This is a genomic window from Pedobacter ginsengisoli, from assembly GCF_002736205.1.
Classification (GTDB): Bacteria; Bacteroidota; Bacteroidia; order Sphingobacteriales; family Sphingobacteriaceae; genus Pedobacter; species Pedobacter ginsengisoli_A.
In genome coordinates this window covers 4,146,418-4,161,434 of the sequence record NZ_CP024091.1, presented here as the reverse complement: position 1 = coordinate 4,161,434, position 15,017 = coordinate 4,146,418, and the positions used below count along the sequence as shown (strand labels likewise).

Annotated in this window: 13 protein-coding genes; 11 read left to right on the top strand and 2 right to left on the bottom strand. The window is 39.5% G+C overall.

The window, feature by feature from the left end; translation table 11 throughout:
* Positions 1 to 60 precede the first annotated feature (60 nt).
* The 11 genes from CPT03_RS17110 to CPT03_RS17060 all read left to right on the top strand — a co-directional run bounded on the left by CPT03_RS17110 (position 61) and on the right by CPT03_RS17060 (position 11,864).
* Positions 61 to 321, top strand: coding sequence for a helix-turn-helix domain-containing protein (locus CPT03_RS17110; RefSeq protein ID WP_099439974.1), 261 nt, complete (start codon positions 61 to 63; stop codon positions 319 to 321).
* A 385-nt stretch (positions 322 to 706) separates the two neighbouring features.
* Positions 707 to 3,064 (top strand): PDZ domain-containing protein, encoded by a 2,358-nt coding sequence (locus CPT03_RS17105; protein WP_099441156.1) that lies wholly within the window; start codon positions 707 to 709, stop codon positions 3,062 to 3,064.
* A gap of 2 nt (positions 3,065 to 3,066) precedes the next feature.
* On the top strand, positions 3,067 to 4,683 hold the full coding sequence (locus tag CPT03_RS17100; protein WP_099439973.1) for an alpha-L-fucosidase: 1,617 nt from the start codon (positions 3,067 to 3,069) through the stop codon (positions 4,681 to 4,683).
* A gap of 182 nt (positions 4,684 to 4,865) precedes the next feature.
* Positions 4,866 to 5,204, top strand: a complete 339-nt coding sequence (locus CPT03_RS17095) for a hypothetical protein (RefSeq protein WP_099439972.1) — start codon at positions 4,866 to 4,868, stop codon at positions 5,202 to 5,204.
* A 118-nt stretch (positions 5,205 to 5,322) separates the two neighbouring features.
* Positions 5,323 to 6,573, top strand: coding sequence for an L-fucose:H+ symporter permease (gene fucP / locus CPT03_RS17090; RefSeq protein ID WP_099439971.1), 1,251 nt, complete (start codon positions 5,323 to 5,325; stop codon positions 6,571 to 6,573).
* A 26-nt stretch (positions 6,574 to 6,599) separates the two neighbouring features.
* Positions 6,600 to 6,935: an L-rhamnose mutarotase gene (locus CPT03_RS17085; RefSeq protein WP_099439970.1), complete on the top strand. Its 336-nt coding sequence runs from the start codon at positions 6,600 to 6,602 to the stop codon at positions 6,933 to 6,935.
* Entirely contained in the window at positions 6,935 to 8,593 is a 1,659-nt protein-coding gene (locus CPT03_RS17080) for a UxaA family hydrolase (RefSeq protein ID WP_099439969.1), read from the top strand. Before CPT03_RS17085 ends, CPT03_RS17080 begins: the two co-directional genes overlap by 1 nt.
* A 10-nt stretch (positions 8,594 to 8,603) precedes the next feature.
* Positions 8,604 to 9,368 carry an SDR family NAD(P)-dependent oxidoreductase gene (locus CPT03_RS17075; protein ID WP_099441155.1) on the top strand — a complete coding sequence of 255 codons (765 nt, stop codon included), beginning with the start codon at positions 8,604 to 8,606 and terminating at the stop codon, positions 9,366 to 9,368.
* A 28-nt stretch (positions 9,369 to 9,396) separates the two neighbouring features.
* Positions 9,397 to 10,254: a fumarylacetoacetate hydrolase family protein gene (locus CPT03_RS17070; protein WP_099439968.1), complete on the top strand. Its 858-nt coding sequence runs from the start codon at positions 9,397 to 9,399 to the stop codon at positions 10,252 to 10,254.
* The gene (locus tag CPT03_RS17065; protein ID WP_099441154.1) at positions 10,241 to 11,074 is read left to right on the top strand and encodes an amidohydrolase family protein; all 834 of its coding nucleotides are present in this window, start codon (positions 10,241 to 10,243) and stop codon (positions 11,072 to 11,074) included. The genes CPT03_RS17070 and CPT03_RS17065 overlap by 14 nt, the downstream gene beginning before the upstream one ends.
* Before the next feature lie 7 nt (positions 11,075 to 11,081).
* Positions 11,082 to 11,864 (top strand): SDR family oxidoreductase, encoded by a 783-nt coding sequence (locus CPT03_RS17060; protein WP_099439967.1) that lies wholly within the window; start codon positions 11,082 to 11,084, stop codon positions 11,862 to 11,864.
* A gap of 180 nt (positions 11,865 to 12,044) precedes the next feature.
* Here CPT03_RS17060 and CPT03_RS17055 read toward each other — a convergent pair whose 3' ends face one another.
* Together CPT03_RS17055 and CPT03_RS17050 are read right to left on the bottom strand one after the other, a co-directional pair.
* Complete coding sequence (locus CPT03_RS17055) at positions 12,045 to 13,820, bottom strand: aminopeptidase P family protein (protein WP_099439966.1); 1,776 nt, start codon at positions 13,818 to 13,820, stop codon at positions 12,045 to 12,047.
* A 196-nt stretch (positions 13,821 to 14,016) separates the two neighbouring features.
* Positions 14,017 to 14,964, bottom strand: a complete 948-nt coding sequence (locus CPT03_RS17050; RefSeq protein ID WP_099439965.1) for a helix-turn-helix transcriptional regulator — start codon at positions 14,962 to 14,964, stop codon at positions 14,017 to 14,019.
* Between the last annotated feature and the right edge of the window lie 53 nt (positions 14,965 to 15,017).

Genomic DNA, 15,017 nt, shown 5'->3' with positions numbered 1-15,017 from the left:
TTGATTAGGAGTAACATTTACCTTCTATTTTAGCCAGTTTAGAGGTATAAACACGTAAGAATGGCTGAGAGTAAGAAGAAAGGTGATTTGCCGCTGGATGTGAAGAAAATTGGTCTGAGACTGAAGCAAATTAGAAAAGAACTAGGATTTAATAATTCAGATGCGTTTGCCTATGAGTTTCAATTGAACCGGTCTCAATATGGAAAATATGAGGCTGGGTCGGAAGACTTAAGAATTAGCTCATTAATTAAAATTCTTGATAAACTTAAGATTAGCCTTAATGATTTTTTTAATCAGGATTATGAGAATATTCAAATATAATTCACCGAGCTTCAATAGAACAGGAAGAATTGCCAACTGCCAACTGTATTAGAAAGAATTTAAGGAGTTTTTGGCCAATTGAAGGATATTAATGTGTTTGCTGGTTATTTAAAGGAAGTGATCAAGTGATGTTCTCTTTTAAATTTTAGTTACCTTGAACTTATTTCAGACCGAGGACATACATGTCTTTTGGACGGTGCCTTTTAATGCTATTAAATATATCCAGCCTCAGTAAGTCTTGGCTGGGTTTATTAAAATTACTTTGTTTTTAGTATATAAATGTAGTTTTATGCCAAAATCACTTAATATTTAGATAATTTCCGAGAACTTTGTAAATTGTAATTCGCTTTCTTTGAGAAACCAAATGAACCCAATAAGAAAGCTAATGAAATCTTTATTTTCAATTCTATTTGCCTTATCGCTGATTATTAATCAGGCCTCTGGCAAGGATATTTATGTTTCCCCGAAAGGAAATGATAAGAATCCAGGAACCCTAGAAAAGCCATTTGCAAGTATAAAAAAGGCGCAGCTCATCGCAAGAAATACATCCGGAAAGGTTGTAATATACCTGCGGGGAGGAACATATTATCTTTCAGAAACCGTTGTGTTTACTCCTGAAGATTCAAGAAAAAAAAACGCCGGTTTAACCATAAAGCCATATGCAAATGAAAAAGTTATTGTAAGTGGCGGTACCCGCTTAAACCTAAAATGGGAGTCTTATAAAGGAAAGATAATGAAAGCCAGGGTTAATGGAGATCAGATGTTCGATCAGCTTTTCATTAATCAGCGTCAGCAGCGCATGGCCAGGTATCCTAATTATAACCCTTCAGTAAGGTTTTTTGCCGGCTCTTCTGCTGATGCCTTAAGCCCGGAGCGCATTGCAAGCTGGAAAAACCCAACAGGAGGGTTTATCCATGCCCTGCATAAAGCAGAATGGGGCGGATATCAATATCAGATCACCGGAAAAGATACGGAGGGTAAATTGAAAATGGAAGGTGGCTATCAGAATAACCGGCAAATGGGGATGCACGATAAGTATCGCTTTGTAGAAAACATCTTTGAAGAACTGGATACCATAGGCGAATGGTTCTATAACAAAGATGAAAAGCTGCTTTATTACTATCCCGAAAAATCAGTTACTAATCTTGCTGCCGCAAAGGTGGAAATCCCACGCCTAAAACATCTTTTTGAATTTAAAGGTTCCGAGAAGAATCCGGTTAGGAATATAAATATCGAAGGGCTGGAACTTACGCATACCCTTAGAACCTTTATGCAAACTAAAGAGCCGCTATTGCGTAGCGACTGGACAATATACAGAGGTGGGGCAGTTTTAATGGAAGGAGCTGAGTCTTGCCAGGTAAATGCCTGTTATTTCAACCACGTTGGGGGTAATGCAGTATTTTTAAGTAACTACAATAGAAATAACAAAATATCAGGTTGCCATATTGCCTATGCCGGTGCCAGTGGGGTATGTTTTGTGGGAGATCCAAAAGCAGTGCGGTCACCAAGTTTTGAATACGGTCAGTTTGTTCCAGTAAATGATATTGATACTGCCCGCGGACCTAAAACAAATAACTACCCTGCAAATTGTACTGTCGAGAATACGCTGATGTATGGATTAGGACAGATTGAAAAACAGGTTGCGGGGGTACAAATTTCAATGTCTATGAGCATTACCGCTACCCACAATACAATTTACGATGTTCCCAGAGCCGGAATAAATATTAGCGAAGGTACCTGGGGCGGCCATGAGATTTCTTTTAACGATGTTTTTAATACTGTTCTGGAATCGGGCGACCATGGTGCTTTTAATTCATGGGGCCGCGATAGATATTGGAATCCAGATGTTCCGGCAATGAATAAGATTGCTAAAGATCACCCAGCCTTAATCACTGCTGATGTAATTAAAACCATAACAATGCATGATAATCGATTCCATTGTGAACATGGATGGGATATTGATTTAGACGACGGGTCGAGCAACTACCACATATACAATAACGTTTGCCTGAACGGCGGCTTAAAACTTCGCGAAGGCTTTTATAGAACTGTAGAGAATAACGTTATTTTAAACAATTCCTTTCATCCACATGTATGGTTTGAAAACAGTGGCGACATATTCAGGCACAATATCGTTACCAGAAACTATTATCCCATCGGCATTAAATTCTGGGGTAAAGAGATAGATTATAATTTCTTTGCAGATCAGGCCTCATTAGAGAAATCGCAAAAGGAAGGTACAGATAAACATTCTGCATTTGGAAACCCTGAATTTATAAATCCCTCAATTGGCGATTATAGGGTTAAAAGTACTTCTAAAGCGCTTGCTGTAGGCTTTAAAAGTTTTGCAACTGATAAATTTGGAGTAACCTCACCTGCTTTACGTAAAATTGCTAAAAAAGCTCCCATACCGGTTCTTAAAGGAATAGAGGGAGTAAGCCAAAGCCAGTCTATTGAATGGTTTGGATTACAGATTAAAAACCTGGAAACACTCGGAGAACGCTCTGCTACAGGGATGCCTGAAGAAATAGGAATCCTGGTACTAAAAGTAGATGCCGGTAGTCCATTTGAAGGAGTAGTAAAAGCTAATGACGTTATCCTTTCCTTTAAAAAGAAAACAACAAATAAAGTAGCTGAGCTGGTAGCCGAACAGCAGAAAAATAAGTCAGATAAAACTGTCGAAATAACTATTTTTAGAAATCAGAGTACACAAAATATAACGCTGGATAAACCACTTAAATAAACATGAAACAAACAACCATTTTATTCACTTTACTACTTTTCTGTAAAAGCCTTGCTTTTGGTCAGCATGATCCAAAAGTATTAAAGGAATGGCAGGACCAAAAATATTCAATGTTCATTCACTATGGAATTTATTCTGTATTGGGAGGGGTTTGGGAAGGCAAACCGGTAACCAAAGGATTGAGTGAACAGATTCAGGCCCACGCGGGTATCTATAGCGATACTTATGCAGAAGTAGCTAAAAGGTTTAATCCCCAGTATTGGAACGCCGATTCTATCGTTGCACTCGCCAAAAAAGCCGGCATGCGTTCCCTGGTAATCACGTCTAAGCATCATGATGGATTCTGTATGTTTAAGACAAATACAACAGATTTTAATGTGGTAGATGCTACACCTTACAAAAAGGATATTGTAAAAGAGCTTTCCGATGCATGTAAGCGTGGCGGACTAAGGTTTGGGTTATACTTCTCCTTAATCGATTGGCATTTCCCTCAGGCATCTCCAATCTCAAGCAGTAATTCAGATTACATTACCCCTGAACATGTTGAATATAATAAGAAACAAATTACAGAATTACTAAGTAATTATGGCCCCGTTTCGGAGCTATGGTTTGATATGGGCTCTCAAAATGCCAACGAAAGCAGAGAATTAAGGGATTTGGTTCATAAACTTCAGCCAAATTGTATGATCGGTAGCAGAATAGGGAATGATATGGGCGACTTTAACGTAATGGGAGATAATCAGGAGCCTGACTATGCTATTGGAGTGCCATGGCAGTCGCCTGCTTCTTTTTTCGATGAAACATGGAGCTATCGCTCATGGCAAAAGAGGGGGAGTGAAGAAGAAAAAATACGTGAAAAACTGACCAGTTTAATCAGGGTGGCCAGTCGCGGTGGGAACTTCCTTTTAAATATTGGACCTAAGGGAGATGGCTCTGTAGTTGATTTCGAAAAAGATGTATTACTAAGTATCGGTAAATGGCTGGATAAAAATAAAGAGGCCATTTACGGAACAGATCCTGATCCATTTCACATTTCATTCAAATGGGGAAGCTTAACCAGCAGACCTAATAAGATTTACCTGCATTTGCTTTCAGCTCCTGAAAATGGGGCGATCACACTTCCGGGCCTTACCGGAAAAATTAACGATGTATACGTTCTTGGGGAAAATAAAAAGGGAAAATTTAGTCAGAATGCCGCTGGTGTTACCATTAATGTTCCCGAAGGTTTAAATGTCGATAAAGAGTTTAAAGTAATCGTAGTAGAATTTGCAAACGGTTACGCTGTGCCTCCGGCAAACATCATTGCTTTTACCAAAGCTCCATTAATTCTTGACTCGCACAATGCTTTTAAGTATTACAGCAATTCAGGAATTGACTATAATAACCGTTATCAGAGTACAGTAAAAGAACTATGGACATTAAAACCTTCAAAAACCGGAACTATTGTGCCGGTAATTTATTATACTAATGAAGAGAAGGGAAAGGTAATAGATGTTCAGGTGAATGGTAAAACTACCGCAGTAACATTGAACGGGTCAAATGCCGAAAAGTTAAAAAATGATCCTTCGGCGATTACCTGGGGAGATATTTATCAGTCGCCCCCCTTTACTCAGGAGTAGGCGGTGTCCATGGCAACCTAACTAACGTTGATGTAAGTAAGCCATGGCCTGATGCAAACGGTAAGGTTTGGGAGAAAAAAGCAGACATAAAGAATAATGTTACTTATGAGATCGCGGCCGACAAAAATTCGGCAACTTATCTTTTACAGGAAATAACCGCTAAAAAAGATCAGCTGTATCTTGTGGGCATAACCAGCGGAGATGGTGTAACTGTAACGTTGAATGGCAAAGTACTGGCAGAGCATAACAACCCTTTTAAGGAAAAACAATTAAAGGATGTGATCCTTCTGCCGCTTAAAAAAGGGATCAATCAGCTTATTGTTAAGTATTACAATGGATTTAAGAAAGTCAATGTAATGAGCATTGATACCAATTCAGATCAAACTGTTTACAGTCAGAAACTGGGCCCCTTGAATGTAGAAAAAGGCAGGTATTATCCATTTAGCTGGCAATTGCATAACCCGCTTTCGCCACATACCACTATGGGATTGTTTAATGCACACATCAATATTGCGAATTAAGCACTGTAAGGGATATAAATGACACTTTATTTGCCAAAATAGTTTAATAATTAGATAAAATGGTAAAATAAATCATTACAAAAAACGCGTTCTTTGACTAACCAAAAAATTAAACCAGATGACTAAAAACAAGTACCTTTTTCCGTTTATCATGATTACCTCCCTGTTTTTTATGTGGGGTTTTGTACATAATCTTGATCCGATATTAATTCCCCATTTAAAAAGATCTTTTAGTCTAAGTACTTTAGAAGCATCCCTGGTTGACTCTGCTGTATTCATCGCTTATTTTGTTATGGCCCTTCCGGCCGGATTCATTATGAAAAAGTATGGCTATAAAACAGGCATTATTCTGGGTCTGGCATTGTTTGCCATAGGGTCATTTTTATTTATACCGGCTGCAAATACACAAGCTTACGTATTCTTTTTGGGTGCGCTATTCATCATAGCCTGCGGACTAACCATTCTGGAAACAGCTGCCAACCCTTATGCATCATTGCTGGGACCTCCTGAAACGGCAACTTTTCGTTTGAATTTTGCGCAGTCATTTAACGGTCTTGCCGCAATGACTGCTCCGATAATTGGTGCTAAAATTATTTTAATAGAAGGTATTTCTGATGCAGATTTAAATAAAATGACTGCTTCGGCCCGGGAATTTGCTTTAGCTTCAGAGGCTTCATCAGTAAAAACACCATATTTGGTTTTAGGAAGTATTATTCTGGTAATCGCTATCATTTTTGTTTTTCTGAAATTGCCTGAGATTGTGGAGACAGAAGAAGCCGGCGATAAAGCAACTGATCATACACTGGTGGATGCCCTTAAACACAAGCACCTGAGATGGGCTGCTCTGGCTCAGTTCTTTTATGTTGGTGCCCAGGTTTGCGTATTTAGCTTTTTTATTTTGTACGCTACTAAAGTAGCCGAAATAAGTCAGCAAGAGGCAGCAGGATATGCAGGTATTGGTATGGGCCTTGCATTTCTGATTGGACGTGTACTTGGTACCTTCCTGATGAAATTTATAAAAGCAGAACGGTTATTGGCTATTTATTCAGTAGCAAGTATGGTGCTGTGCATTGCCGCAATAGTATCTCATGGAACAGTTGCACTATTTGCAGTTATCGGTATTGCATTTTTTATGTCCATCATGTTCCCCACAATATTCTCTCTGGGTATAAAGGATCTTGGAAAAGATACAAAATTTGGAAGTAGTCTGATCATCATGTCCATCGTTGGCGGGGCAGTATTGCCACCTGTAATGGGTTATATTACTGATCTATCCGACATTCAGGTAGGTTACATCGTGCCATTCCTGTGCTTCGCTGTTGTATTCCTATTTGGTATAACAGGGCATAAGGTGGTTAAAAGAGCATAGTATAGAAATCTTATAAAATATATAAAATGAAAAGATATTGTTTAGCGCTTGATCTGGTAAATGATCCCGATCTGATTAAAGAATATGAAATAATGCATCAGCAGGTATGGCCTGAAATTCAGGAGAGCATTACCTCGGCCGGAATTGATGCAATGGAAATTTACAGATATGGCAATAGGCTGTTCATGATTATGGAAGTAAATGGTAAATTTAGCTTTGAAAATAAAGGAGCCATGGACGCTTCAAATGAAAAGGTACAGGAATGGGAAAAATTGATGTGGAAATATCAGCAGGCAATCCCGGGTTCTAAGCCAGGCGAGAAATGGGTGTTAATGGATAAAATATTTGATTTAAAAGCATAATGTCAATAATAACTAATAAAAGTTTCCTGCAAATACATCCGGACGATAATGTTCTGGTAGCCTTGCAGGATTTACCAAAAGGACAAAAAGTTGAATGGGAAAACCTTACCTTCAATTTACAGGAAGATGTGCACGCCAAACATAAGTTTTTCATAACTGAAAGGGCAATTGGTCAGGACGTGATAATGTATGGGGTATTGGTTGGGAAAGCAACCGCTTTTATTCCTCAGGGTGGATTAATGACTACCGAAAATGTTCATCATGCCTCTCAGGATTATGCCTACAGAGATGTAAATTACCAATGGCAGGTGCCTGATGTGTCAAAATTTCAAAATAGAACATTCAACGGATATCACCGCGAGGATGGTAAAGTAGGAACTGCGAACTATTGGTTGTTTATACCAACGGTTTTCTGCGAAAACAGAAACCTTGATGTAATAAAAGAGTCGCTGTACAATACTTTGGGTTATAATGTAACTGATAAATACAAGCAGTTTACTGATCAGTTGCTAACTGCATATCAGGAAGGCGAATCAATAGATGCCTTCAATGTTGATACCCTTTCATCTGTTCAAACAGGCAAAAACAGGGTATTCAAAAATGTAGATGGCATTAAATTCCTGAATCATCAGGGCGGTTGTGGCGGTACACGTCAGGATGCAGATGTGTTAAGCAACTTATTGGCAGCATATGCTGATCATCCGAACGTTGCCGGTATAACTGTACTTAGCCTTGGCTGTCAGCACCTGCAAACGCAAAGTTTGCTTGATGATATTAAAGCACGTAACCCTTCATTTCATAAGAAGGTCTTAATATTTGAACAGCAGCAAAGCCAAAGTGAAGAGCAGTTGATAAAAGATGCAATTCTTAAAACTTTTGCCGGCTTAACTGAGATCAATAAAATAGAAAGAAGCCCGGCTCCGCTAAGTAAGCTGTGTGTGGGTGTTAAATGCGGTGGAAGTGATGGCTTTAGTGGCATCTCTGCAAATCCTTCTGTAGGTTATACCTCTGATCTTCTGGTTGCACTTGGAGCCAAAGTTCTGCTGGCAGAATTTCCGGAACTATGTGGTGCAGAACAAAACATAATAGACAGATGCGTTGATAAGCCAACTGCCGAAAAATTTATCAGGTTAATGCAGGAGTATGATGCCCAGGCTCATGCCGTGGGTTCAGGATTTCATATGAACCCATCACCAGGAAACATAAAGGACGGTTTAATTACCGACGCTATTAAAAGTACAGGAGCAGCTAAAAAAGCAGGAACATCGCCGGTAGTAGATGTTCTGGATTATACTGAACCTGCAACCAAACCAGGGTTAAGTTTAGTATGTACACCAGGAAATGATGTGGAGGCAACCACCGGAAAAGCGGCTAGTGGCGCTACATTAATCTTGTTTACCACTGGTCTGGGTACCCCAACAGGAAACCCTGTTTGTCCGGTAATTAAAATAGCAACAAATTCAGCGCTTACCAACAGAATGGGCGACATTATTGATATAGACACAGGTGCAATTATTCGAGGCGAAAAAACCATTGAAGAAATGGGAGCAGAGATCCTTGAATATTGTATTAAAGCTGCAAGTGGCGAAGTAACCCCTAAAGCAGTATTGTTAAATCAGGATGATTTCATCCCATGGAAAAGAGGCGTTTCATTATAATAAGGTAACTATGTTCAGTTTAAAAGGAAAATCAGCAATTATTACAGGTGGAGGAAGCGGAATAGGCAGAGCGATATCTGTTCTTTTTGCAAAACAAGGTGCTTTGGTTCATATTATTGAGCTAAATGTTGAAGCTGCTGCACAAACAATTGACGAGATTACAAAAGCAGGCGGAAATGCAATTGGCTACAGTTGCGATGTGAGTAATCAGGCTCAGGTAATCGATGTTTTTAACAAAGTAGGTAACATAGATATTCTGGTAAACAATGCGGGTATTGCTCATGTTGGAAAGCTGGAGACCACCTCTGAAGAGGATTTTACCAGAATCTTTAACGTAAATGTTAAAGGAGCTTACAATTGCTTATACGCTGCAATTCCGGCATTGAAAAAAAGCAGTTCAGCAGTAATCCTTAATATGGCTTCTATTGCGGCTTTGGTTGGTATTACCGACAGGTTCGCCTATTCTATGAGTAAAGGCGCCATTTATGCCATGACACTTTCTGTAGCACGCGATTATATGGCCGATGGAATCAGATGTAACAGCATCTCTCCGGCAAGAGTACACACACCATTTGTTGATGGCTTTATTGCCAAAAATTATCCGGGTCAGGAAGAAGCCGTTTTTGAGAAATTATCTAAAAGCCAGCCAATTGGTCGTATGGGTAAGCCAGAGGAGGTAGCCTCCCTTGCTTTATACCTATGTTCAGATGAATCTGGCTTTGTAACTGGAAATGACTATCCTTTAGATGGAGGATTTGTTAAATTAAATAACTAATTTGAGTTTTTAAAATAAATATATATCAATGAAATTAATCAGATGGGGAGCAGCCGATCAGGAAAAAACGGGCGTTATTATAAATGATATTTGGTATGATACTTCTGCTTTTGGAGAAGATTATAATGAGAAATTCTTTAATGATAACGGATTAGCCAGACTTGAGGCGTTTGTAAAGGAAAATGAAGGGAAATTGGCTCAGATACCAGCAGATACACGTTTAGGCTCACCGGTAGCACGTCCTTCAAAAATAGTTTGTATAGGATTAAACTATGCAGATCATGCAAAGGAAACCAATGCACCCCTGCCACCTGAACCGGTTATTTTTATGAAGTCTACTACCGCTTTGACAGGGCCTTTTGATGATATTGTAATCCCTAAAAACTCTGTAAAAACCGACTGGGAAGTTGAGCTTGCAGTAGTAATAGGAAAAAAAGCTTCTTATGTTGATGAGGCTGAAGCCCTTGATTATGTAGCAGGTTACGTATTGCACAACGATGTATCAGAACGCGAATTCCAGATCGAAAGAAACGGAACATGGGACAAAGGAAAAGGTTGCGATACTTTTGCACCTTTAGGCCCATTCCTTGCAACAAAGGATGAGATTGCTGATGTAGATAACCTTAGGCTTTGGCTAAATGTAAACGGCAAAAAAATGCAGGATGGAAATACTTCCAACTTTATATTCAATGTACCTTTTGTAATTTCATACGTAAGTCAGTTCATGACTTTACTTCCTGGAGATGTCATCTCAACCGGAACACCTGCCGGTGTTGGGTTAGGTTTCAATCCTCCTGTTTATCTTAAAGAGGGTGATGTGGTAGAACTTGGCATTGATGGCCTTGGTACCTCAAAACAACAGGTTAGAAATTATGTTAAGAATTGATTCTCATCAGCATTTCTGGAAATTTGATGCGGTAAGGGATAGCTGGATAACAGATGACATGGCCGTGCTGCAGGACGATTTTCTACCTATGCACCTACAGCCTGTTCTGGAGCACTTTAATTTTGATGGTTGTGTTGTTGTTCAGGCAGACCAATCTCAGGCTGAGAATGCTTTTCAACTTCAAAACGCTAAAGACAATCCTTTCATTAAAGGTGTGGTCGGCTGGGTCGATCTCAGAGCTGCTAATATTAAAGAGCAGCTGACAGATTTAAGTGAATACCCTCAAATGAAAGGTTTCAGACATATTTTGCAAGGCGAAGAAGACCGGGCATTAATGCTTAAACCTGATTTTGTGAACGGAATAAGTAAATTAAAAGATTACGGATTTACTTATGATATATTGATTTTCCCTGATCAGCTGAAATACGCCGCTGAACTGGTGGCTAAATTTCCTGATCAGCCTTTTGTACTGGATCATATTGCCAAGCCAGAGGTTAAAAGTAAACATATTGATGATTGGGCGAGTGATATACAAAAACTTGCTGCCCATGAAAACGTATATTGTAAGGTATCCGGTCTGGTAACTGAGGCAGATTGGAAATACTGGAAAAAAGAAGACTTTACCCCATATCTTGATGTGGTTTTTGAGGCTTTTGGAACAAATAGATTAATGTATGGATCTGATTGGCCGGTAAGTTTGGTCGCAGCTGCTTACGGGCAGGTGGTAGATCTGGCAAAAGGTTATATTTCCAAACTCTCAGAAAATGAACAGGCGTTATTTTGGGGTGGTAATGCAACTAAATTTTACAATTTGAAATAAGCAATCTATGGATCTGCAATTAAAAGATAAAGTAATTATCGTAACTGGTGGCGCCAAAGGTATTGGCGAAGGCATTGTAAGGGTATTGGCAAATGAAGGAGCCATCCCTGTAATAATTGGACGTAACGAAGCCGACAACTTAAAAGTAGCCGACGATGTGGCTGCAAATGGGGGTAAAGTATTTCAGATTGTTGCTGAATTAACCAATCCTGATGATAATGCCAAAGCGATAGCTCAGGTTTTGGAAAAATTCGGTCGAATAGATGGTCTGGTAAACAATGCCGGCGTAAATGATGGTGTTAGTTTAACCAATGGCAGCTACGAAAAATTTGTTGATAGCTTACATAAAAACTTGGTGCACTATTATTTAATGGCACACCATGCTTTACCAGCATTGATCAAATCCAAAGGAGCTATTGTAAATATAGGCTCAAAAGTTGCGGATACCGGTCAGGGAGGAACATCTGCTTATGCAGCAGCTAACGGAGGCAGAAATGCCCTTACCAGAGAGTGGGCAGTTGAACTATTACCTCACGGCATCCGTGTAAATGCTGTGATCGTATCAGAATGCTATACGCCATTATATCAAACATGGATTAGCTCAATACCTAATTCTGAAGAAAAACTGGCTTCAATTAAAGCTAAAATCCCATTGGGAAACAGAATGACAACTGCCGAAGAGATAGCAAATGCTACGGTGTTTTTATTATCAGAAGTTTCCAGCCATACTACAGGGCAATTGGTCTATGTTGATGGAGGATATGTTCATTTAGACCGTTCTGTAAGTTAAAGAAAAATAGCAAAGGTTGGCTTCCTTAGATTTAACCCCTTTTGCAGGGTGTTCTAAGAAAGCTAACCTTTTAATCGAAACTTTATTTTGTTCTGTTCCCTGAAATTCTAGTTGCCCTCAGAAAGGCCCAGCGTTCGTATTCGCCTTTCAGCACATATTAAACGGTTTTTGAAGAGAATACTAAATTCCCTTTGTTTCTCCAGCCAACCACTTCACTTCTTCTTCACTCAAAAACGGACTAAGTTTCTCAAAGACCATTGCATTATAGCCATTCAGCCAATCAATCTGATGCTGTTCCAGTAACTCCTTTTTAACAATCTGCGTACTTATTGGTGCAATGGTTAAACACTCAAAAGCATAAAATTCATTGAACTCATTGGTTACATCTTGAATGGTATTCACAAGGTTTTCAATTCTCACCCCATGTTTCCCCGGGCGGTAAATTCCTGGCTCAATAGAGGTAATCATTCCCGGTTCCATGGCAACAGGTGTTGGTGTTGGGTTAATCACCTGAGGGCCTTCGTGCACATTTAAAAAATAACCTACACCATGGCCAGTTCCATGACCAAAGTTAATGGCATAATCCCAAAGAGGTTTACGTGTTATGGCATCTATCTGATAGCCACAGGTGCCTTTTGGAAAGCGCGACTTACATCCTTCAATCATTCCTTTTAATACCAGCGTGTAGTCAGTTTTTTCCTCTTCCGTATTGTTTCCCATTGGTATGGTCCGTGTAATATCCGTTGTGCCATAAAAATACTGGCCTCCCGAATCTACCAGAAACAAGCCTTCAGCTTTTACTTCCGAATTGCTTTCTTCAGATGCGCCATAATGAGGCAGGGCACCATGCGCTTTATAGGCACTAATGGTATTAAAACTATCCCCAACAAAGCCTTCCTGCGCAGCTCTGAACTTTAGCAACTCAGCAGCAGCCGAAAGTTCTGTGATTACAGTTTTTCCAATATTTTCCGAAAGCCATTTCATAAAGCGGCTAACTGCAACCCCATCCTTAACCATTGCTGTGCGCGTATTGGCAAGCTCTGTTTCGTTTTTAATAGCTTTAAGCTGGGTCGAAGGATTAATCTCTTTTATAATCCTTACAGTTTTCGGAATGAGCTTGGCATAAGCAAAACAGTTACGTTTCGGATCAATCAATATAGAGCTGTTCTCTGGAATTCTTTCTAAGGCCTCTTCTATTTCTTCATAATCAAATACCTCTACACCCTCTTTTAATAACTGGGCCTTGTTATCAGCGTTTAATTTATCAGGATTGATGAATATTTTAGCATGGTCCTGATTGATCAAAGCAAAACTTAAAACCACAGGGTTATAGCTCACATCGTTACCACGGATATTAAATAACCAGGCCATGTCATCTAAAGACGATATTAGATGATAAACTGCACCATGTTTGGTAAGTGATGAACGTACCTCAGCAAGTTTACTGCTCACAGACTGTTCTATGTGTTTTTCTGCTATTAAAAAGGCATTTTGTTTCGGTAACTCAGGCCTATTTTCCCAAATGGAACTTAAATAATCTTTACTAACCAGATTGATGTTCTTAGCCGAAAACTGTTGTGTAAGCAAATCACCTAAAAGCAGCGAAAGCAATTTTTCATTGCTGGCAACCACAGCACCATTGTCAAATTTTTCAATAAGCCATTGAATGTATTCAGGAGCATGTTGAACTTTTTGTTTCACCAGCTCAAAACCGCTATTTTCTAATTGTTCTGCAGCCTGTTCAAAGTAACGGAAGTCAGTCCACAAACCTGCAAAGTCTGCTGTTATTACCAGTGTACCCGCGGATCCGGTAAAGCCCGAAGCAAAGGGGATGCATTTATAATGATTAGGCAGGTATTCGCTAATGTGTGGGTCTGCAGATGGAATAATGTAAGCCTGTACATTGTCGGCCTGCATTTGTTTACGTATCTCGCTCAGTTTTTCCGGATAAGTCATATCTAGCTTTTTTATGTTATCATGCAAATCTATGGAATTAAAATTTTATCTGCTGATAAGACTCAGATTGGACTTCCATCATAGCGCCGGATAATCTTCCAATTATCCGTAGGTTTCTGGCCAGCCCCATTGCCAGGCAAACGCATGGTGAAGCAGCCATTTCTGTCCGCTGCGTTAAAGATTAAGGTTACTAAAGTTATCTTTTTAATTCCCCGGGCGAATAACCAAAATGCTTTTTAAAAGCTTTAGAAAAGTTATATGGCTCATTATATCCAATGCTATAGGCCACTTCATATACTGTACAGTTTGTATCCAGCAACACCTGCCGGGCATAATTCATTTTTAGTTCATTTAAGTATCCAAATACCGTCAGTCCAAAAAGTTCTTTAAAGCCCTTTTTCAGCATAAATTCATTAAGTCCGGCTTCGCGTGCAATTCCATTTAAGGTCAAAGGATCAAACATCCTTTGCTGTACAAACTGTTTGGCAGCATGAAGTTTGTCAACATTGTGGCGCTCAATTTTAATCGGCTTTTGGCCATCTAAACTGTCTGCCTGTTCCGCCTGAAGCAGAAAAAGCTCAATAATTTTCGATTCAAAAAACAACTGCCTCATGTGGCCCGAATAAACGCATTGCTGTATCTCATTAATCAGTACCTGCTGTTTAGCTGTTACAGGAAGGCCGTGCTTCGAAATCTCGGCCATTTTTCCCGCCTCTACCTTATCCCAGAAACGTTTTAAACAATCCATGTCTGTTGCAAACAATCTGCGAAAAAACGGTTCATAAAGAGAGATGCCAAAGCTTTTAATCTCCGGACTGCTCAAAGCATAGTATCCATCAAAGCTTGGCATAAAAGATACCACATGCTCATTATCATTAAGCACATACCTGTCCTTACTTTGCGCTTCCCAGGCTGCACTTTGTCCTTGCAGCGAAAAATACATATTTAAAGTAGGTGTTTCTGTTTGTTCCCGCATGGTAATTTCCTGCTCCTGTTTGCAGCTTGCAGTAAAAATATCTGCACCATCAATCTTAATTTCATTGATGTTCATGTAGCCCGATGCACCTAATTCGTCAATATAGTGCAGCTCGCAGTTTTCTGAGAGGTTTGTAATGAGGGGTGCTTTTAATTCATTGTCATTCATATGGTTAGGAGATGATGTTAAAGGCGCTTCACTAAAACGAATTTAGTTAAATT